General features: G+C 54.0%; 12 protein-coding genes. 5 read left to right on the top strand and 7 right to left on the bottom strand.

Going from position 1 to position 20,072, the window contains the following annotated elements:
• Positions 1–24: 24 nt before the first annotated feature.
• Together ABLO27_RS03845 and ABLO27_RS03840 are read right to left on the bottom strand one after the other, a co-directional pair.
• Positions 25–1,356, bottom strand: coding sequence for a capsule biosynthesis protein (locus ABLO27_RS03845; protein ID WP_353031698.1), 1,332 nt, complete (start codon positions 1,354–1,356; stop codon positions 25–27).
• Between the two features lie 85 nt (positions 1,357–1,441).
• Complete coding sequence (locus ABLO27_RS03840) at positions 1,442–2,572, bottom strand: polysaccharide biosynthesis/export family protein (protein ID WP_353030559.1); 1,131 nt, start codon at positions 2,570–2,572, stop codon at positions 1,442–1,444.
• A 237-nt stretch (positions 2,573–2,809) separates the two neighbouring features.
• Between ABLO27_RS03840 and ABLO27_RS03835 the strand changes: the two genes are divergently transcribed.
• The 5 genes from ABLO27_RS03835 (at position 2,810) to ABLO27_RS03815 (ending at position 12,220) form a co-directional block, all read left to right on the top strand.
• On the top strand, positions 2,810–3,994 hold the full coding sequence (locus tag ABLO27_RS03835) for an AGE family epimerase/isomerase (protein ID WP_353030557.1): 1,185 nt from the start codon (positions 2,810–2,812) through the stop codon (positions 3,992–3,994).
• A 143-nt stretch (positions 3,995–4,137) separates the two neighbouring features.
• The gene (gene folD / locus ABLO27_RS03830; RefSeq protein WP_353030555.1) at positions 4,138–5,049 is read left to right on the top strand and encodes a bifunctional methylenetetrahydrofolate dehydrogenase/methenyltetrahydrofolate cyclohydrolase FolD; all 912 of its coding nucleotides are present in this window, start codon (positions 4,138–4,140) and stop codon (positions 5,047–5,049) included.
• Between the two features lie 480 nt (positions 5,050–5,529).
• The gene (locus tag ABLO27_RS03825; protein WP_353030553.1) at positions 5,530–7,287 is read left to right on the top strand and encodes an autotransporter assembly complex protein TamA; all 1,758 of its coding nucleotides are present in this window, start codon (positions 5,530–5,532) and stop codon (positions 7,285–7,287) included.
• Between the two features lie 5 nt (positions 7,288–7,292).
• Positions 7,293–11,636, top strand: coding sequence for a translocation/assembly module TamB domain-containing protein (locus tag ABLO27_RS03820; protein WP_353030551.1), 4,344 nt, complete (start codon positions 7,293–7,295; stop codon positions 11,634–11,636).
• A gap of 230 nt (positions 11,637–11,866) precedes the next feature.
• Positions 11,867–12,220 carry a helix-turn-helix domain-containing protein gene (locus ABLO27_RS03815; protein ID WP_353030549.1) on the top strand — a complete coding sequence of 118 codons (354 nt, stop codon included), beginning with the start codon at positions 11,867–11,869 and terminating at the stop codon, positions 12,218–12,220.
• Positions 12,221–12,357: 137 nt separating this feature from the next.
• On the opposite strand, the gene ABLO27_RS03810 is transcribed toward ABLO27_RS03815, so the two are convergent.
• The 5 genes from ABLO27_RS03810 to ABLO27_RS03790 all read right to left on the bottom strand — a co-directional run bounded on the left by ABLO27_RS03810 (position 12,358) and on the right by ABLO27_RS03790 (position 19,849).
• Positions 12,358–13,524, bottom strand: a complete 1,167-nt coding sequence (locus ABLO27_RS03810; RefSeq protein WP_353030547.1) for an MFS transporter — start codon at positions 13,522–13,524, stop codon at positions 12,358–12,360.
• On the bottom strand, positions 13,521–14,324 hold the full coding sequence (locus ABLO27_RS03805; protein WP_353030545.1) for a DeoR/GlpR family DNA-binding transcription regulator: 804 nt from the start codon (positions 14,322–14,324) through the stop codon (positions 13,521–13,523). The genes ABLO27_RS03810 and ABLO27_RS03805 overlap by 4 nt, the downstream gene beginning before the upstream one ends.
• A 99-nt stretch (positions 14,325–14,423) precedes the next feature.
• The gene (locus ABLO27_RS03800) at positions 14,424–17,159 is read right to left on the bottom strand and encodes an EAL domain-containing protein (protein WP_353030543.1); all 2,736 of its coding nucleotides are present in this window, start codon (positions 17,157–17,159) and stop codon (positions 14,424–14,426) included.
• A 105-nt stretch (positions 17,160–17,264) separates the two neighbouring features.
• The gene (locus ABLO27_RS03795) at positions 17,265–18,359 is read right to left on the bottom strand and encodes a FecR family protein (RefSeq protein WP_353030541.1); all 1,095 of its coding nucleotides are present in this window, start codon (positions 18,357–18,359) and stop codon (positions 17,265–17,267) included.
• Positions 18,360–18,757: 398 nt separating this feature from the next.
• A complete protein-coding gene (locus ABLO27_RS03790; protein ID WP_353030539.1) occupies positions 18,758–19,849 on the bottom strand; it encodes a FecR domain-containing protein in 1,092 nt (363 codons plus the stop codon).
• Between the last annotated feature and the right edge of the window lie 223 nt (positions 19,850–20,072).

Genomic DNA, 20,072 nt, shown 5'->3' with positions numbered 1-20,072 from the left:
GAATGTCCTCTGGTCAAGGTGCAGTCACCCCCGCCAGACTTGAGACCATTGCTCGGTCTTTCCTCGAGATTTCATTTGCTCGGCAAATGTTGTCGCAATATTTCGAGATCGCGCTTTTTCCAGCCTTGGCGGGCCTTTGCACAAAGCCGCGGGCAAATTAACCTGATCAGCTATGATGCGCTCGGCCATCAGGTCCGCTGCCGCCTTTCGCCCTTCTTTTGTGTAAAAGCATCCTTTCACCTGAATGCTGGCTGCCAGTAAACGCTCAAGTGCGTCAAGAAGCTCGGGATCAGGCGCAGTACCGGAACGCCAAAACTCATCCAAAGACTTTTGACAGGTCAGACCTGCTATATCGTACAACGCAATTCCCAACACCTTTGTGGGGCATCCGACGCGAAGCGCATGCAGCCCTGTTGTGCTGTTGATCGTCAACGCTCCCGCTGCATTTTTGAGCAACTGCTCCAGATTGCCCCCATCGACTAGCAGCACTCTCTTTTTCACACCGTGCTTCTTTGAAATCTGAGCAAGAATACGAGACCAGGGTTCAATCCCGTTATCCAGAGGATGAACCTTGAACACAAGTCGAGCAGCCGACGGTGCGTTGTTCTTGAAAGATACGATGACTTCTTCAGCAGCATCCCCGATATGGTCATATTGAGAATTGTATCGAAGCTGGTAGTCGCTCTGCAACTGAAGGGGAAAAACGTAATAAGGAAGACCGGTTGCAATGATATCGTCAATCACATGATACGCTCTGCGATTTCTGCGAGCAGCCAGTGCAAGTCGCGGGATATTACTGAGGTAGTCGATGAGCGGATGATAGAGTTTGTCCCTGACGTATCCCGGGAATGCCAACGCGAAAATCACATTGGCCATATTGTACGATACTTCGTTCACCGCTTCATTGATGAAGGGATACTTGTAAAGCGGCCTGCGGTCGATATCAGGAAGCCCCAAACCGGTCTCCCGTATCAGGTCTGGATCTTCAGGAAACCTGGAATGAGATGACATTCCATCGTGTTCGAGAGTGATCCAGTCGGGACGCAGATAGCCGTTTTCGAACGTCAGGCAAGTTGCTCCGAGTTCTGCCCCAATTTCAGCAGCAGCAACATGATACGGCACACGATCTGCATAATAGATGATGTGGGTGACTTGGTTCGATTTGATGAAATCCCGCAGCCAGTCCGGCCACTTTTCCAGACTGCCTCGATAAGACGTGCAACGTCGATCATGCCACCCGAGCCAATCACCCGCCGACAGATTGATCCGAAGGGTCTTCACTCCCCTCGCTTCAAGACTGTCTGCAATAGAACGAGCAAACACACCGGGCGGTCCTTGCAGGAACAAAACCACCATGGAGCTTGTTTCACTCATTGAGCAGACCAATCCGAGAGCCTCGATGCCTTTGACGGGATCAAAGGCATCGACAGAGATACAAAATCTAATCGGTAATGTTGGAAACCGTCGAGTAATTGCTGATCAACGGCGCAATGATTTGCAGGAATTTACCGAGTTCCGCGGTCGGATGGTTGGAGACGAAGATAATATCCTTATCCCGCATTTCGAAATGCTGAGACATGAAGAATCCCTTCGGATCGCGCAGGCTCAGTTTGTAGACCAACGGTACCGTGACTTGCCCTGCATATCTATCAGCAACAACGGGTTTCAACTGACGGACGAGTGCCGCATCTTCATAGCGAAATAGGAATACTCCGTTAGCATCCGCTCGTTCATCCCGCAAACCACCAACGGTCGCCAAGGCCTCTGCCAGGGTAACGCTCTTGGTTTTGAACGGCACGAGTTGGTTTGTCTTGACTGCACCAAACGCTGAAAAAGTGCGCGGCCTGTGGGAAAGCAAAATGTTGTCGCTTGGCGAAATCAGAACATTGTTTTCCGGGAAGTCAATCAGGTCCTCCAGACGTGTCGTCCCAGAGCGATTGCCACGCTTCAGTGTAACGACTGTCTCATAAGTGGCTTCGCGCGACCCTCCAGCCTGAGCCACCAGATCCAGCAAGCGCGTGTTGCGTATGGGCAGTGGATAGACGCCGGGTTTCATGACATCACCCACGACGACAGCAGTCGTGCTTAACTTGTCTTGAAGTGAAACCAGCACTTGAGGCTCCACAGCCTTGCCGACAAGTTTCTTTTGGATCGATTGGCGCAGGCCTTCTACGCTCAATCCTGCTGCGCGTACACGCCCGGCGTACGGGACAAAGATATATCCGTTTTCGTCTACAACAGATGGAATCTGGCTGGAGCCATCGTCACCGCTCGAAAACAAACCGTCCGGAGATGCTTCCCAAATTGTGATGACCAACGTATCGCCTACGCCGAGCAAGGTAGGCGAGCCGCCGCCGCCCACTCCGCGAAACTGATTGGCGAATGCGAGTGGCCGGTATGCCCTTACCAGTTCAATATTTCCGGGGTCCAGCGAAACAACAGTGTAGTCACCTGTCTCGGCGTTCTCTTCAACATCCTTGGAAGTAATATTGATCGCCGAAGGCCCATCTCCAGGCAATGCGGCGCAACCGAACAAGGCCCCTGCTGCTACCAGTACCGACAATATCCGCATAAGAAACTAGTCCACCCCATACTATGCAAGTCAGGTAGCACCCTCTTGATCCGATGTCCAAGGTACAGAGTGTCTCTCCCCAGGAGAAAACTCCATGCTGTGACTTTGCAGTAACAGTAAACCTGCTTTTCCTAGTGAATTGATTAATTTCCGATTTATCGTCTTAAGTTTTCCGCAAAACGGCCTGTAAGTTGCCCACTGCGCACTGCGCCAATCACCAAACCGATGAGGAATTCAATGCCCGCCAAACAGCCGAAAATCCAAGACGAATCTATTAAGTCGCTATCGGCAGAATTGACAGGCTGGTTGACGCAAAATGCACTCCCAACTTGGCAGAAGAATGGCCTGGATAATACAAAGGGAGAGTGCTTCGAGGCGATCGACCTTGACACAGGACGTGCGACAACAAGCCCCAGGCGGGCACGTGTAGTCCCTCGACAAATTTACTCCTTTCTCGAAGGAGAAAAACTCGGGTGGAACGGCCCTGGCCGCGAAATCGCAATTTCCCTTCTTGATTGGTATCTGGCGACCTACCTGACAAAAGAAGGCTTCATTGCTGCTGCTGCAGATCTGGACAACAGGATCGTTGATGATTCGTTTGATCTCTACAATCAAGCCTTTGCCCTTTTCAGCTTCGCACAGATTGCGAAATTTCTGCCTGAACGCCGTGAGCAGGCAATCGAGGCCGCCAGCAATCTGATCAACTACCTCTTCGATAACTATCGGCATCCTGAGGCTGGGTTTCGGGAAGCAAATCCGGACAAGGCCCCGCTTTGCTCTAACCCCCACATGCACCTTTTTGAAGCATGCCTGGCCTGGGAAGAAACGTCCGACGACACCGTCTGGCCTGACTTGGCCGACGAGCTGGCCGAACTGGCTCTGAGCAGATTCATTGATCCGGTAACCGGCGGACTTCGCGAGTTCTTTGCACTGGACTGGTCGCCGATGCCCGGCGACAAAGGCAAGGTGATCGAACCTGGCCATCAATTTGAATGGGCCTGGCTCCTGGCAAGATGGGGCCACGACCGTGGCGATGCCGGAGCACTGATTGCCGCCCGCCGTCTTTACGACATTGGCTGGACCTACGGCATAAACGAAAGCCGTGGTGTTGCCTTCATGTCTCTCAAAGATGATTTCACCGTGCGCGATCCTATCGCCCGGCTCTGGGGGCAAACCGAATGGATCAAAGCCGCTGTCGCGCTTGCCCAGATCTCGACTGGCGTCGAACGAAGCGCCTACCTATCGGATATTCCAGACGCTGTCCTCGCTCTGCAGACCTATTTCCGGGATGTTCCGGCCGGCCTGTGGCGCGACAAATTGGCGCCAGACGGCACGTTCGCTGAAGAACCGGCGCCGGCAAGCTCTCTTTATCACATCGTCTGCGCCATCGCGGAATTGCACGCTTTTGCCGAGGTGCTTTGAAAGACCAAAACAGATACAACTTTCGTTGAGATGGCGAAACCGAAGCAAGATAAGACGCAAACCGTGTTTTCAAGTGCCCTTTTGATTCTATAGCGTGTCGCCGAAAACGAATGAGATGACTCTACTAGTGATGAGGAAGCGGGATGCCCCAGGCTCAAATCATTGATGGCAAGGCCATTGCAGAATCAGTCCGTGACGAGATTACGCAAAGAGCAGCCAGACTGCTTGAAGCCACGGGCAAGCGCCCGGGACTGGCTGTTGTTCTGGTGGGTGAGGATCCGGCAAGCCAGGTTTACGTGCGCAACAAGGATCGCGCAGCTGAAGCCTGTGGCTTTCATTCGGTTAAACATACTCTTGACGCCGAAACCAGCGAACAGGACGTTCTTTCGCTGGTAGAACAGCTTAACAACGATCCGGACGTTCACGGAATTCTGGTGCAGCTTCCCCTGCCCGGCCATATTGATGAAAGCAAGGTACTGCGCCTGATTCGCCCTGAAAAGGATGTCGACGGTTTTCATCCGATCAATGTCGGGCTTCTGACAACCGGCGAACGCGAAAGCGCCCTGGTTCCATGCACGCCTGCAGGCAGTATGGTCCTCCTGAAACGGACACTTGGCGACACTCTTTCCGGCAAAAATGCTGTCGTGGTAGGCCGCTCGAATATCGTGGGCAAACCGATGGCAAGCCTGTTGCTTCAGGAAAGCTGCACCGTCACCATCGCGCACAGCCGCACGAAGGACCTGCCCGACGTTGTTCGGGCTGCAGACATTGTTGTTGCAGCAGTTGGCCGCCCTGAAATGATCAAGGGCGACTGGATCAAGGAAGGCGCCACAGTCATTGATGTCGGCATCAACCGCGTCCCTGCCCCGGAACGCGGCGAAGGCAAATCGCGCCTGGTCGGGGACGTTGCATTTGACGAAGCTGTCGAGCATGCGGGCGCCATTACGCCTGTTCCAGGCGGCGTTGGCCCAATGACAATCGCCATGCTCATGGTCAACACGCTGACGGCAGCGCGTCGGCTTATGGGTCTGCCGGAAGAAGAGCCGCTTTTCTGAACAGACGGAAATGACCCTGCTGGTTTCTATCTGAGACGGAGTTGAAAGCACTCGTGTTGTTCAGTCGACGAGACAAAACCGGCATTCAACTTAAGCCCTTGCGTAAATACCAGTGCCATGGTCTATCGTAATTTAGTGAACTTTAACCATGGCTCTCTAGGCTGGTTTACGTAGGGGCTGAAAGTAACCTGGTCGGGTGTTTGAATTTCATAAACTTCCCGTACAGGCCAATCCGTCAGGCGGCAGTAAGTGAAGGGTCTACCGTCTTCAGTTTCCGGCTCAGTTCCGGAACAGCGTATTTGCGCATGTCAAACGTCGCTCGCTCATTGGCGGTCCGGCGTGTTCTGTGTTGCAAAAAGCCCTCTTGCAATCAGTCTTGTCTGCGGTCTCCTTTCATTCACGTCACTGCCAGCGCATTCATTTGAAATTTTTGGCTGGTCCCCCTTCGGTTCTTCTGAAGAAGAGGAACAGGGCGAAGCGGTGCCGGATCCGACACCCTATGAAGCTGACCTCACTACCTCTAATGGTGGAGAAGAGCTTTCAAAGGACCTCAAAGGCGCATCGCTTCTTATTCAGCAACAGGACAAACCACCTTCTGGAGAAGCCGGACTGATTGCCCGGGCATTGTCTGATCGGGAACGTCTTGTCGCAAAGCTTTATGCCAATGGCCGCTACGGAGGCACGGTGGACATTTCCCTGGCGGGCATTCCGCTGGAAACCGCGCTTGAGCAGAGTGACCTTCCTGACGCGCGACCGGTAAAGGTCTCCATTCTTGTAAATCCAGGCCCGGAGTTCACCTTTGGCACAGTTGCCATTTCCTCGAACGGCGGAGATCTGTCGACCGATCCGGCATTCTGGGGGCTGGTTCCAGGAGAAATTGCAGCTTCCGGCAAGATACTGACCGCTGAAAACCGGATTGTGTCGGTCCTGCGTGGCAGAGGCTATCCGAAAGCGAAAATTGCCGAACGGCGCATCACCGCGGATCACAGCATAAACAAGCTGGATGTCGCTTTGATTGCCGATGCCGGACCTCAGGCACGTTTTGGAACGGTTTCTGTCAACGGAACCGAAGTGACGGATCCGGATTTTGTCATCCAACAGGCAATGCTTCCACAAGGCGGCATTTATTCTCCAGAGGATATTGCCCGTGCACGCAGGCGTCTGAACGAACTGGGGATTTTCTCTTCCATTCGTTTCGTAGAAGGCAACATTGCTGGGCCAGACGGAACCTTGCCGATTACGATTGAGGTCAGCGAGCGCAAGCGACATGTCATCGGAGCCGGAGCTTCCTGGTCCAGTATTGAAGGATTCGGCGTTGAAGCCTATTGGCGACGGCGGAACCTCTTCGGCCGTGGCGAGCTGCTATCCGTCGAAGGCTCCATCGGCAGGATCGGAACGGAAAGCTTGGAAAACCAAGAGTATTCGGCTCGCATCGCCTTTGAAAAGCCTGGTGTGTTCGGACCGTTGACGAGCTTTTCGACCAGCTTGGGAGCAAAGCAGGAAAACCCTGACGCCTACAAGAGCCGCTCAATAACCTTTGATGCGTATCTGAACCGTCAGTTTTCGGAGCAGCTAAAAGGGCGCGCAGGTGCTGAGGTGTTTTACGCGAATGAGGAAGATGCATTCGGCAACGATGACTACCTGCTTGTCGGCCTGCCTGCCGATCTGACTTTCGACAACAGGGATGACAAGCTCAATCCGTCCAAAGGTATTTTTGCCGTCCTGTTCGCTGAACCTGCCTACGACACGCTGAACTCCAATGCCATGGGGTTCATGAAAGGGACCGTATCCAGCTACTATGCTCTGGACGAGGCCAAACGATTTATCCTGGCGGGCAAGGTGTCAGCGGGTTCGATTTTGGCACCATCTGTAGAATCGGTTCCGGCGAGCAGACGCTTCATTGCGGGCGGCGGTGGCTCAATCCGGGGTTATGCCTACAGGAACGTCGGCCCGCGCGTGGACGGCGAAGTCGTCGGCGGTCGTTCGCTTGTCGAACTCTCTGGTGAAGTCAGGATCAGAATGACCGAAACCATTGGAGTCGTTGGCTTTGTCGACGCCGGCAACGCCTATGAAGATAGCATTCCCGACTTTTCTGAGAGCCTGAAGGTGGGCGTCGGCGCCGGCTTGCGTTATTTTACTCCCATAGGGCCGCTTCGCATTGATGCTGCGGTCCCGCTTGATCCGGGACCGAACGATCCGGATTTTGCTCTTTATGTCGGTTTGAGCCAGGCTTTTTAACGCCGATGCGTTTTTTGAATCTCACTTTGAGGATCTTCGGATTCCTGTTCGCGCTCGCGGTTGCCGTACCGGTGCTGGTCATTGGAGCGCTGCAATTTCCTGCCGGTCGCAACCTTGCTTCCGGCATCGTCAGTTCGCTTGCGTCCAATGAGACCCAGACCATAGAGGTCAAGGGGCTATTCATCAGCTTTACGCTCGATGCCGCGGTCGAAGAGATTGTTCTTGCCGACCCGGAAGGTACTTGGCTGAATGTCGACGGCATCGCCGTGAAATGGAACCCGCTGAAACTGTTTTCCGGCGATCTTGAATTTAATTCAGTCGAGGCCGAACGGATAGACCTCGCCCGTTTGCCCTCGCAGCCTGCCGTCGAGCCCCCCCCGTCTGAGGAGAGCGAAAGTACCGGTGGTCTTTCGCTGCCCTTGAACGTTTCCCTACAGAGCCTGAAACTGACCGAAGTCAATCTTGGCGAGCCCTTAATTGGCGCCCCCGTTTCGCTAACTGCATCGGGATCCGGTTCATTTGCCCTTGATCCGGCACTCGTCACGGCCAAACTGGACATTCAAAGAGTGGATGGCGTTGACGCGTCACTCAAAGCTGCTGCTGAATTTGAACCGGCTGCCGAAACACTGGCATTTGACATAGCGGTGTCCGAACCCCGAGGGGGCCTGGCCGCACGTCTTCTGGATGTTCCCGATCTTCCGGCCATACAAATGAGCCTGAAAGGCGATGGTCCACTGACCAACTGGGCCGCTAATCTAAATCTGGCCCTTGATGGGCACACCACGGTGACCGGCTCTGCCCAGATCGAAGAAAAATCCTCTGAGCGAGTGCTGACGTTCGATCTTGATGGCGACCTCGCACCGCTGGCGCCACCGGCAGCCCACGTCTTTCTGCTTGGTACGACCGACGCATCCGGAACAGCGACGTTTTCAAACACGTTTGCCCCAAGGTCCGCTGACGTTGCACTGACAACGCAGACCGTTTCGCTTCAGGCCAATGCAGCACTTACCGACGGTGTGATCGACGCCAAGGGAACGTTGAACGTGGATGCTGGTGGCGGTGCTCTCGTCGGCATGGATATTGGCGAGCGCAGGGTCGCCTTCGGACCACTTGACCTTCAGTTCTCCGCATCCGGAGAGCAAACGGCAGCGGATTGGTCGACTAATATCGATTTGAGCTCTTTCCAGACCACTGAAGCGCGTACCGGCAACGTTACGCTCAATGCTTCGGGAAATGGAGCTGATCTGACACCGGGCGTCTTGTTCTCGCCATTCGATATCGACCTGTCCATCGCGAACCTTGAAGGCTTGACACCGCAGACTGAACCGCTGTCCGGCAACCTTTCGCTAAAAGGCACCGGCACGGCTGACGGCGGCAAGCAGTCGATACGTCTCAACGATCTGTCGCTCAACACGCCTGCTGCAATTGTTGCGCTCACGGACTTTGATCTTTCCGCCGACAAAGTGTCTGGTCAGGGTCGAGCATCGCTGGCAGATCTTGCAAAGTTTGATGGTCTGGCGGGTCGAGAGTTGGGAGGCAGCATTTCGGCTTCCTTCTCGACAGATCTGGATCCAGCAAATGTCGCCGGGTCCGTGACAGCAGCTCTGGTTACGAACGATCTGAAGACCGGCGTTCCCCAGGCCAATGCATTGCTCGAAGGCAGCAGTCAGATTGATGCAAATGTTGTCTTGGCTGGCCAGAATGACGTTACGTTGAAGAGTTTCGCGCTCAAGAACGAGGCGATCGAGGCAACGGGCAAAGCGCATTATCAGGATGCATCCCTGTCTTCGAACCTTTCCGCAAGTCTGGCTGATCTTTCAAAGGCAGATCCTCAACTCGCAGGAAGCCTTGATCTGAATGCGGAAACCTCAGGCAAGATAGATGCCCTGAACGTGAAAGCAGACGCTTCTTCGAAGCAGATCATGCTCGCCGGAACCCCGCTGGACAATCTGAAGTTTTCCGCCGATGCCACCGCTGATCTGGAAGCCCCGACCGCGGTGGTGAAAAGTTCCGCTTCGTTGAACGGTCAACCCATTGCAATCGATGTGGAACTGACGAGTTCGGAGGGCGGAGCCGACATCAATCCACTTTCCCTGAAGCTAGCCGGAAACACAGTCTCTGGGGCCCTGTCGGTTGGAAACCTGGACCAACCCGTGGAAACACTGAAAGGCGATTTGACGATCGATGCCCCTGATCTTGCTTCCTTGTCGCCTCTGCTTCTAACCGAAATCAGCGGCAATCTTCAGGGCACAGTCAAGGCAGATCCTGACAAGAAATCTGTAGATCTGGACATCACTGGAACGGATATCGATGTTCCCTCGGTGAGCGTCGGCAATCTGAAACTGGTCGCCAATGTTGCCGCTCCCTTCAGCCCCGAAACTTTGACGGCCGATATCGAAGTTTCAGACCTCATAACGGATGCAACACCCATTCACGAGGCCAAGATTCTCGCCAAACCGGAAAATGGTGGCACGGCCATCTCAGCGGATATCAAAATTGACAAGGGTACGAAGGACGGTCTGACGCTTGCGGCTCAGGTCAAACAACCGGAAAGCAACAGCTATGTTGTCGCGCTCTCCGATCTTGCCATGCGCTATCAGGGAATATCGAGCCGACTGAAACAGCCGACCTCAATCTCCTATGCGAACGGTGATGCAAAGATCCAGCCCCTCGAGCTGGAACTTGGCAGCGGATCGCTGGCCGTTTCCGGCACTGCCGGCAACAATCTTGATCTGTCCGCAGACCTGAAATCCGTTCCCTTGAATCTTGCCAACGCATTTGTGCCTTCACTTGGTCTTGGGGGCACTTTGTCCGGCAACATATCGGCCAATGGTACTTCGGCCTCACCTGAAGCAACCTGGTCGATCACCGGTTCGGGGCTGACGGCAACCGAGTTGAAGAACAACGGCATTGCTTTGTTGGGATTGCAGTCATCCGGGACCTTGAAAGACAATCAGGTCTCACAGACGACGAAGGTGAGTGACCCTAACGGACTGAATCTTTCCGCGGCCGGAACCGTCGGCCTGGCCCAACCAAATCCACTGTCCATCACCCTGGATGGCACCGTCCCAGTCGCAGCGCTGAAACGCCCGATGCTGGAAGCCGGATTGCGCGGAGAGGGGGCGATTTCATTGAAAGGCAAGGTCAGCGGATCGGCAACCTCCCCGGCCTACCAAATTACGGCAACACCGTCCGGTCTGAAGGTCACCAGTTTGTCGACAGGCCTGACGGTTCAAAACATTTCTGGAACCGCTGCTGTTACACAGGACCAAGCCTCTTTGAACAACATTGCCGGAGAGCTCGCAACAGGCGGTACTTTGTCCGCCACCGGCACGGTGGGCATGAAAAACGGATTTCCGACCGATCTTGCGATCAAGCTCAATCGGGGTCGATACGTTGATCCGGGTTTGGTCACGGCCGAGGTGGATGCCGATCTGAAAATTTCCGGCCCCCTCGCCTCAACGTCAAGCTCGGCGCTCATTGGCGGAACGATTACAATCAACAAGGCCGATGTTTCCATCCCGGAATATCTGCCGGGCGCCATTCCTCCGGTTGAAGTCAGACACGTAAATGCTTCAAAGGCGATCCAGAGACAGGTTGAAGAACTTGGCGGCGGGGAAAGACAAAATCAGACGGAACAAAAAACCTTCCCTCCGCGCCTCGATATCGTGCTCTCCGCACCTGGCCGGATATTCATTCGTGGCCGTGGTCTGGATGCAGAACTTCAGGGCAATCTCAAGATCGTCGGCACGACGGCCGATCCACAAGCCATTGGTGCGTTCTCCCTCAAGCGCGGGCAACTGGATATCCTGACCAGGCGCCTTGTTTTCTCCCGCGGCAGTGCGACGTTTGAAGGCTCACTAACCCCACTTATCGATTTCGCCGCGACAACGACGGTTAGCAATACGACGATCACGGTAACCGTGAGAGGGGAAGCGGATGATCCGCAGATCGCCTTTACATCCTCGCCCGAACTGCCTCAGGACGAAGTCCTTGCCCTGCTGCTGTTCGGAAAGAGCGTCGGCAACCTGTCCGCGACGCAGGTCGCCAGCCTTGCCGCTGCAATTGCAACGCTTACCGGCGGCAGTGACAATGGCCCGTTGGCAACAATCCGCAAGTCACTCGGCCTCGATGCAATCGACATCAATACCGATGAAGAAGGCGGCACGTCCGTTTCCGTCGGAAAGTACATCAACGACAACATCTATCTTGGCGTTGAACAAGGAACAGGCACGGGATCCAGCCGCGTGAAGGTTGATATCGACCTGGACAGAGGCCTGAAAGTGCGTGGTGAAGTCGGCGCCGACGGTTCCTCAAAGGCAGGCATATTCTTCGAGCGTGAATACTAGAACAGGGCGGGAACTAAAATTACGCACCGTAATTTTTGACAGTAGATTCACACAAACCCGCCGCTACGCAATCTCAATGCGACAAATCCGCGCTCAGCTGTTGCAGTGCACAGCCTGAACATGCAAGTGTGCGCGCCATGACCTATCCATATGAAAATTATTCTCCGTCCCAACCGGAGGGAGGCCTTCGTTTGGTGGCAGAGACAGCCGGCAATGATGGGAGCGCAGCCATGCCCACAAGCAGCAGCGACTACACGCTTGGAGAACGTATCTGCAAGGCTCGTGACATCGCAGGCCTGTCGACAGCGCAGCTTGCCCGCAGGCTCGGCATCAAGACAGCTACACTGCATAGCTGGGAATCCGACCGCTCCGAACCGCGTTCCAACAAACTCGTGCTGCTCGCCGGTGTGCTGAACGTGAGCCCGACCTGGTTGCTCGTTGGCCGCGGCGCACCGCCCGTTGCTGAAGAACAGACGACTGCCGACATCGACAATATGCGGGTGGCTCTTGATCGCGTTCAGCGTCATGCGCAGGCTCTGGCCGACGAAATCGCAGTGCTTCAAGAGCGTCTGAACGGGTCCTGAGCCCTTTCAAATACCTGTCTTTTCCCGGAACCAAGCTAACTTCGTGCTTGCTTCCGGAATTCAAAAATCAGCTTAAACCGGATGCCGGGCTTTCGAGGCCCGGCAATCTCTTTCACCGGACAAGTCGTGCTCTTGCATCAACAGGGCCTGACTGAGCGTGCTGTTGCCCTGAAGGCAAAGAGCGGAATGACGCTCATCAGGACGGCAAGCAGCAGGAAAGCCGCCGGCAGACTGGATACTTCCGCCACAACTCCAATGGCTGCTGGGCCCAACAGGATACCCCCGTACCCGGCTGTCGCGACTGCGGCGATGGCTTGACCAGACGGCATGTCTCGTTGAGCCCCAGCAAGGCTGAACAGAACCGGGACTATGTTTGACGCCCCGAAGCCGATGGCGACGAACCCAACGCCCGAGATGATGACATGTGGTGCGATGGTGACCAGAACCAGACCTGCAATCGTCAGCGCTCCTCCCCATACAAGAGACTGACGGCTGCCAACCGCGGCAACAAATCGGTCTCCAAACAGTCGTCCGATTGTCATAGCAATCGAAAACAGCATGTAACCAAATCCGCCAACGGCGATTTCAACGAGACCCTGGCCGCTCACGAGCAATGCACCCCAGTCAAGAATCGCGCCCTCGACCAGAAACGTTGTTGCTGTCATGATCGCGATGATCAGAACAATTCCCTTAGGGATGGCAAAGGAATCGGCTTCCGTATCCGTTTCCCTTCGCAGCAAGAATGGCCATGCTGCCGCGATGGCGACGAAACCAATGACCGCACCGAGAGATGCGGTGATTGCAGGTGTCACGCCAATTGAAAGCAAGAGCGTTGCGCCCCCCGCCCCGGCAAATCCGCCAACGCTGAACAAGGCGTGAAATCCGGACATGAGAGGCTTTTTCGAACCCCGCTCCACTTCAGAAGCGTGCGAGTTCATGCCGACTTCCAGGAACCCGAGAAAGACCCCGATCCAAAGAACCACCGCAACCATGACCCAGGTCGACCCAACGAACGCCACAGCCGGAAAAACCGCGGTCAGTCCAAACCCACCCCACAAGATGACTTTGCGGGTGCCAACCCGCGTGCAGGCAATACCTGCCAGGGGCATTGTCAAAACAGACCCAATCCCCAGACACAGCAACAACAGGCCAAGACCAGCTTCGTCCAGGGCAAGCCGTTCTTTCACAAACGGGATCAACGGTGACCAGCAACCGAGTATGAAGCCTGCAACAAAAAACACGAGCCGTGTGGCAAACCGCGTTCCGGGCCGGTCTGTCGGCAAGGTTCCTATGCCCGCACTCATTTTTCTTTCACCGAATTTGTATCGACATTAGCTGTGGTCAGAATCTGATTGTTCTGTGTCTGATAGAGATGCAGTGGCTGCTGCGCTGCTTCCCCTTCAGACACAAGATAATCAATCTGCTCCATCGGAAGAACCTTGTGAGGCAGGCGCGCCCCAAGCTTATCCGTAGTCACCATCACGGCAATCTTCTCACTGTTTCTGGCGGCCGCTCGTTTCACCTCGGCATCATCACCATCAAAGGCAGTTACGCCTGTTTCCGGACACAAGGAGCACGTTCCCAGAAATGCCAGATCGAACCGATAGCGTTCCATGTCGCTTACAGCCTGCGCACCGGTCATTCCCCCCGCCTGACCTCCGACGGAACCACCCAATGCGAACAAGCTGATCCCTGGCCGGTCCATCAAAGCCGCCATCACCGGCACCGAATTCGTAACGACCGTAAGATCGAGGTTGCTGGGAAGCATTTCAGCCAGCAACGCATTTGTGCTGCCGACATCCAGGAACACACACTGCCTCGGCATCAACAATGTCAGCGCGACAGTGGCCAATGCCTCTTTCCGGCTTCGATCTTCTCCAGCCCGGCTGGAATAGGGTTGCGCGCTTGGTGAAACCGGCAACGCCCCACCGTAGACTTTTTCGCACAGCCCTTCTGCCGCCAGCTTTCGCAAATCACGCCGGATCGCGTCTTCTGACACGGAGAACCTGACCGCAAGTTCTGCAGCCGAAACCGGCTCTCCTCTGGAAAGGATCGCTAGGATCTCGGATCTGCGTTGTTCTGGCAAATAAGAAACACTGGACATAAACGTGCAATATCACGCATTAAAATCAAAAAACAAGATCCGTAATTTGCATAAACGTGCAAAACCGGACAAGAACAGGGAGTGTTGGATCGTTCGGCGCTAAGCTGCCTTTGAGACCAAAAGAGCAAAATCGGTGGAACTCATTGGTTTTCCGAACAGATAGCCCTGCCCCATCGGACAGCCGAGACTTTTCAACACGCGTGCCTGTTCCTGAGTTTCAATTCCTTCCACCAGCACGGACATATCGAAGCCATTGGCGAGATGGAGAACCGCCTCAATGATCGCAATGTCCCTCTTGCTTGTGAGCGACTGGCGAACAAACGACTTGTCGAGTTTGATTTTCGAGAACGGATAGTTGGCAACGTAACCAAGAGATGAGTAACCGGTGCCGAAATCATCGAGAGAGAAGCTGCAGCCAAGGGATTTCAGCTCCTCCATGTGGAACTTCAGATCCTCACTCTCATCGATAAAGAGAGATTCCGTGACCTCAAGGTCGAGTAGTTCAGCAGGAAAATGTGTACGCTCGAGAGCTTCACGCACCGTTCCTACAAGATCGCCGCGTGAAAATTGCACCGGCGAGATATTGACCGACAACCGAAGTCTTTCTTGCCATGTGCGGGCTTCCTTCATGCCTCTGTTCAGCGCCCAGGCGCCAAGTTCAACGATGTATCCATTCTCTTCTGCCAGCGGAATGAATTCGAACGGCGAGACAGTTCCGAATTCCCTGCTCTCCCATCTCAAGAGAGCTTCCGCACCAAAGGTCGAGCCATCCTCGAGATTTATGAGAGGCTGATAGGCGAGACTCAATTCATCCCGGGCGATGGCCTTGAACAATTCTGTTTCCAGCTTTCTGCGCCGCTGGAGAGCCGTGCCCATTTCCGGCTTGAAACGAATGACCTGTTTACGGTCATCTCTTCGAACTTTCGCCAGTGCATTTCCTGACCTTTTCAGGATGTCTTCGGGCCCAATCGATCCTTCCGAAAAAGCACAACCAAATTTCAACTGCACAGAAATACGTGCACCTTCAACCGTATAGTCTTCACCGATAATTTCCCGGATTTTGTCAATCACTGACAGATCACGGTCATCGTCAGTTTCGCACAAGTACACCCCTGCGAAGACATCAGCCGACATCGCCGCCCAGGTGGTTCGTTGCGACAGGTGGCTCTTCAGCCGTGACGCAATTGCCTGACGGACCCGATCCCCATATGAAAACCCGAGAGTTGCAACGATTTGATCGAAATTCGAAACAGCGAACTGAACCAGACACAGCTCCTGGCCGCTGTCATTTGCCAGTTTCATTTTCCGAGACAGTTCTCGCTCCAGCTCGTTTCGGTTGGCCAGATTGGTTACAGGATCGAACTGGGCAAGGTATCTTAACTGCTCTGCCGATTCCCTTTCATCCGTCACATCACGGCAGGTCAGACAGGCAACCGCACGGGTTTCGAAATCTCCATTTCGATTTCTGCTGACTTCGGTCTTGTCTGACCGGGTTACGACAAATTCGATGAATCTGCGTTTCGTTCCCTCGCCCGCAAGCGTCAGTATTTGCGGCGCAGGTTGACGATTTTTGTCGGAGCCAAGAGCAATTTCTGCCTCTTCTACCAACGCGGCAGGCAATACAGAACGTGCGGGCTTTCCCGTCAGCATTTCATCCAGAAACAGCTTTCTGGCCGTTTGGTTTGCCGCGGTGATATTGCCATCCTTGTCGAGAACAACAATCGCGTCGAAACTGTCATCGAATACCTGGCCGAGTATCCGTTCGCTATTGCGCCGTCTGACCGTGGCAATGTGCGACAAGACCTTGTGAAATCCGAGTTCACGCAGAATTACTCCGACCGCCGCGAAAAACAGCAGAAAATATGCGCTTGCCGCAGGGACCAAAACCGGGCTCAGCCGCTGAACTCCAAAGGCAAGAACTTCAATGGAAATGACCGCAAGAACCAGAATTCCAACCTTGACCTGCCATCCTTCGACCTTGGTCAGAAACAGCAGCAAGACAATCACAGAAGCAAACAGAAGCGCAATCAACTCGCCGCGTTCGGTCATGGCACGATTTTGCAGAAGTGTTTCAGCTCCCAGTGCCTGGATCACACTACCCGGCAATATCTCGAATACTGGCACGGGAAAAAGATCCCGCAGTTCCAGAGCGCTCGCCCCGACAATCACTTTCTTGCCCGCAAATACAGAAGGATCAGCCGAACCTTCAAGCACATCAATAAGGGAGACGCGTGTCAGCTGGTCAATCGCGATACTGTAGTCAAGACCAAATGCGCCGGACGTCGTGCCGCTGTAGTTGCCCAGAAAGGCCGCTGCCGAGAGTTCCGAAGTCCCCGAAATTTCGAACCCGAAGAGATTGCGCCAGATACGGCTGTCATCTTCCATGGGAACCATGACAACCACCGGCCATGCATTCTGAAGAAACATCTCCTGCGGCAGGTTTACAACTTCGCCTGAATTTCCGTCTGCTCCAGCTTTTTGAACAAATGCAGCAAGGCTCACAATGCCCGCTCTTTCAATAGCCTCGGCGAAAATGAGATCGTCTTCAGGCGTGGAAGCAGCACTAAAATCAACGTCAAATACGATGTCCTGAACGCCAAGACTCGCCAGCTGGTCTGTCAGTTGACCATAAAGGCGACGGGGTAACGGCCACACTCCCAGGCTATCGAGGCTGCGTGCGTCAATGTCGACAAGAACAATCTCACCAGACACGGGGCGATGATCGACACCGAATCTTGCCTCCCAGAGCCAGCGATCAAGAGAAGTGGCAATACCGCTCGCACGCACAACAAACACGCTCGCAACCATGAAGATTGCGAGCAGACATGCGTTCACGAGGCGCATTCTGTTAAGTGCTTGCCAGATCGGAGCCCCCAATCAACTATTCAAATCGTCTCGATTGCAATGCAGCTCACCCTCGGTGGGCAAGTTGACTTCGGCTTACTTCTTGCCGTTACCGTTGCCATTGCCCGAATTGCCGTTACCGGAATTCCCGTTGCCATTGCCCGAATTGCCGTTACCGGAATTCCCGTTGCCATTGCCCGAGTTGCCGTTGCCGGAATTCCCGTTGCCATTGCCCGAATTACCGTTGCCGGAGTTCCCGTTGCCGTTGCCCGAGTTGCCGTTACCGGAATTCCCGTTGCCATTGCCCGAGTTGCCGTTGCCGGAGTTCCCGTTGCCATTGCCCGAGTTGCCGTTGCCGGAATTCCCGTTGCCATTGCCCGAGTTGCCGTTGCCGGAATTCCCGTTGCCATTGCCCGAGTTGCCGTTGCCGGAATTCCCGTTGCCATTGCCCGAGTTGCCGTTACCGGAATTCCCGTTGCCATTGCCCGAGTTGCCGTTACCGGAATTCCCGTTGCCATTGCCCGAGTTGCCGTTACCGGAATTCCCGTTGCCATTGCCTCCGAAAATACTGCCAAGAACGTTCTGGCTGTTTCCACGGCCTGCAGCTTCTGCGGCACTCGGAACATTCTTTACTGGCGGCGTATCGAAAGCCGGAGCCCGTTTGGTTCCTTTTTTGACGGATGGCTTTGTGCGGCCTGCAACCTTCAAACCTACGTTTCGTGCCGGCTCACTTGATGCTGACTGACCTGCACCCAAATCTGCTCTGTCCCCGGAGGCAAAGTCCTCAACCTCGACGAGGCCGCGCTGCACCGACACATTGGCTTTTTTGCCCCGAACCGAAACCTCAAATCGAGTGCCTTTTACCACTGCTGCAAAAAATGGCGTTTCGACCGTGAAATGCGGTTTGCCGCGCTTTTGGACGTCGACCTCGATTGTTCCCTTGCGTTGCAAGAGTGTGGTCTGAACACCCTGGCTTCGATACTTCGAGATCGCAAATGTCGTATTGGGGCCAACTGAAATCGTTTCATTTCCGCGAGCGATCAATGCTCTCGCTCCGGCACGCGTGCCCAATGTGTAGCCTTTTTCGAAAACCATTCCACGCTTGACGCGAAACGCCTCGACGTTAGGCGCAACGAAATAGACGATGCCTGAGACCCGCTTGACCACCCAAGCCTGTTCCGCCGCGTTCACGACGGAACTTCCTCCCAACACAAGCGCTTGTATTAAGAACAAGGCAGCAAAAAAACCGGGAAGCGATTTATTGCTTCCCCTCTTTTGAACACCGAAGAAGCAGAACAAAAACTTCCTGATGATTTGCAATGTATCGAACTGGGCCATTTTGGAGCGTTCCGTCCAAATTAAACTTCAGAAACGCTAACAGAAAGCAATTAACTCGAGGTGAAACTGAACCCATTTCCATAGTTTGTCTTTGCGTAAATACGCAAATTTCAAGAATAACAGTAAACAAAATCTATACAAATAGTGAGGCCGCATTGTTTGCGGCCTCGGATGATAGGATCTGAATTCAAGACTACTCTGTAACTCCGCAAGCCAATCCGAAATGACGTCTTGGCCCGAACGGCGGAAAGCTATTTTTTACCTTTACCACCGGAATTCCCGTTGCCGTTACCACCAGAGTTTCCGTTGCCGTTACCACCGGAGTTTCCGTTGCCGTTGCCACCGGAGTTTCCGTTGCCGTTGCCACCGGAGTTCCCGTTACCATTGCCACCGGAGTTTCCGTTGCCGTTGCCGCCGGAGTTTCCGTTGCCGTTGCCACCGGAGTTTCCGTTGCCATTGCCGCCGGAGTTTCCGTTGCCGTTGCCACCGGAGTTTCCGTTGCCATTGCCTCCCGAGTTCCCGTTGCCATTGCCACCGGAGTTTCCATTGTTCGAAACACTAGCGCTACGGTTTGAATTTGCGGCGTTTGCCTGCTTTTGCGATGCAGGAACGTTTTTCACAACACGTGTTTTGAACGCTGGTGCTCTTTTGGGTCCTGCAAAAATCTCAGGTTTGGTTTTCCCACTTACTCTCAAACCGACTCGTTTGGTTGGATTCGTGCGTGCAGACTGACCTGCTTCAATGTTCGCACTCTCCCCAGACGCAAAATCGTGCACATTGACCTTGCCCCTGCCCACGTCGACATAGGCGCTGTTTTGATTTACACGAACCTTGAATTGGGTTCCCTTGACAACGGCGGCAAGAAACGGCGTTTCCACCTTGAAGTGTCGATACCAGCGTCGCTGAACGTCGACCTCTACCACACCGCGATCCTGATAAAGCACCGTCCGCTTAATCAGAAAACCTTTGGGCTCAAGAGTTACGATGGAATTGGGCGCGACGGTGAACTTTTCCTTACCTCGGCCAATGATTATGCGTCCACGACCGGTTTTCACCTTCCAGCCTCGTTGGATCTGCATCCCTTTTTGTGCAGCCAACTTCTTTCCGTCTTCCGCCTCGAAGGTCACACGTCCGATGACCCGCTCAACATACCAATGCCAACCATTACGAGCCCCCTCGCCTTCGGCTGAGTGCGCGTCAAAGGAAAGGAGAAGCATTGTTGCAAAGGCAATGACAATCAATGCGAGCTTCCGCGCCAGATCCAGCGAGAAATATCCCGATGCAGTCCGATGAACAGACTTACACCGATCGAAACAATCATCACCTACAGAACTGATATTCATTGCAAACCCCAACGAACTGGCAGGAAGGTCAAGGCAGAAGAATACCAATCGTTATTTAACCACTTCTAAATACTTATAATAAACACAAAGAACAATCATATTAACAAAATTTATTAAAATCTTATCTTCCTTCAATATACTCAGAAAAACTCAATCAAAACACTCATTTATTCGGTATTTATTTCGTTATTCCAATTCTCTTTCTCTTTGTTCATTCTCTTCG

The sequence above is a fragment of the Roseibium sp. SCP15 genome (assembly GCF_040329435.1).
Classification (GTDB): Bacteria; Pseudomonadota; Alphaproteobacteria; order Rhizobiales; family Stappiaceae; genus Roseibium.
This window is presented reverse-complemented; position numbering and strand designations above follow the sequence as displayed.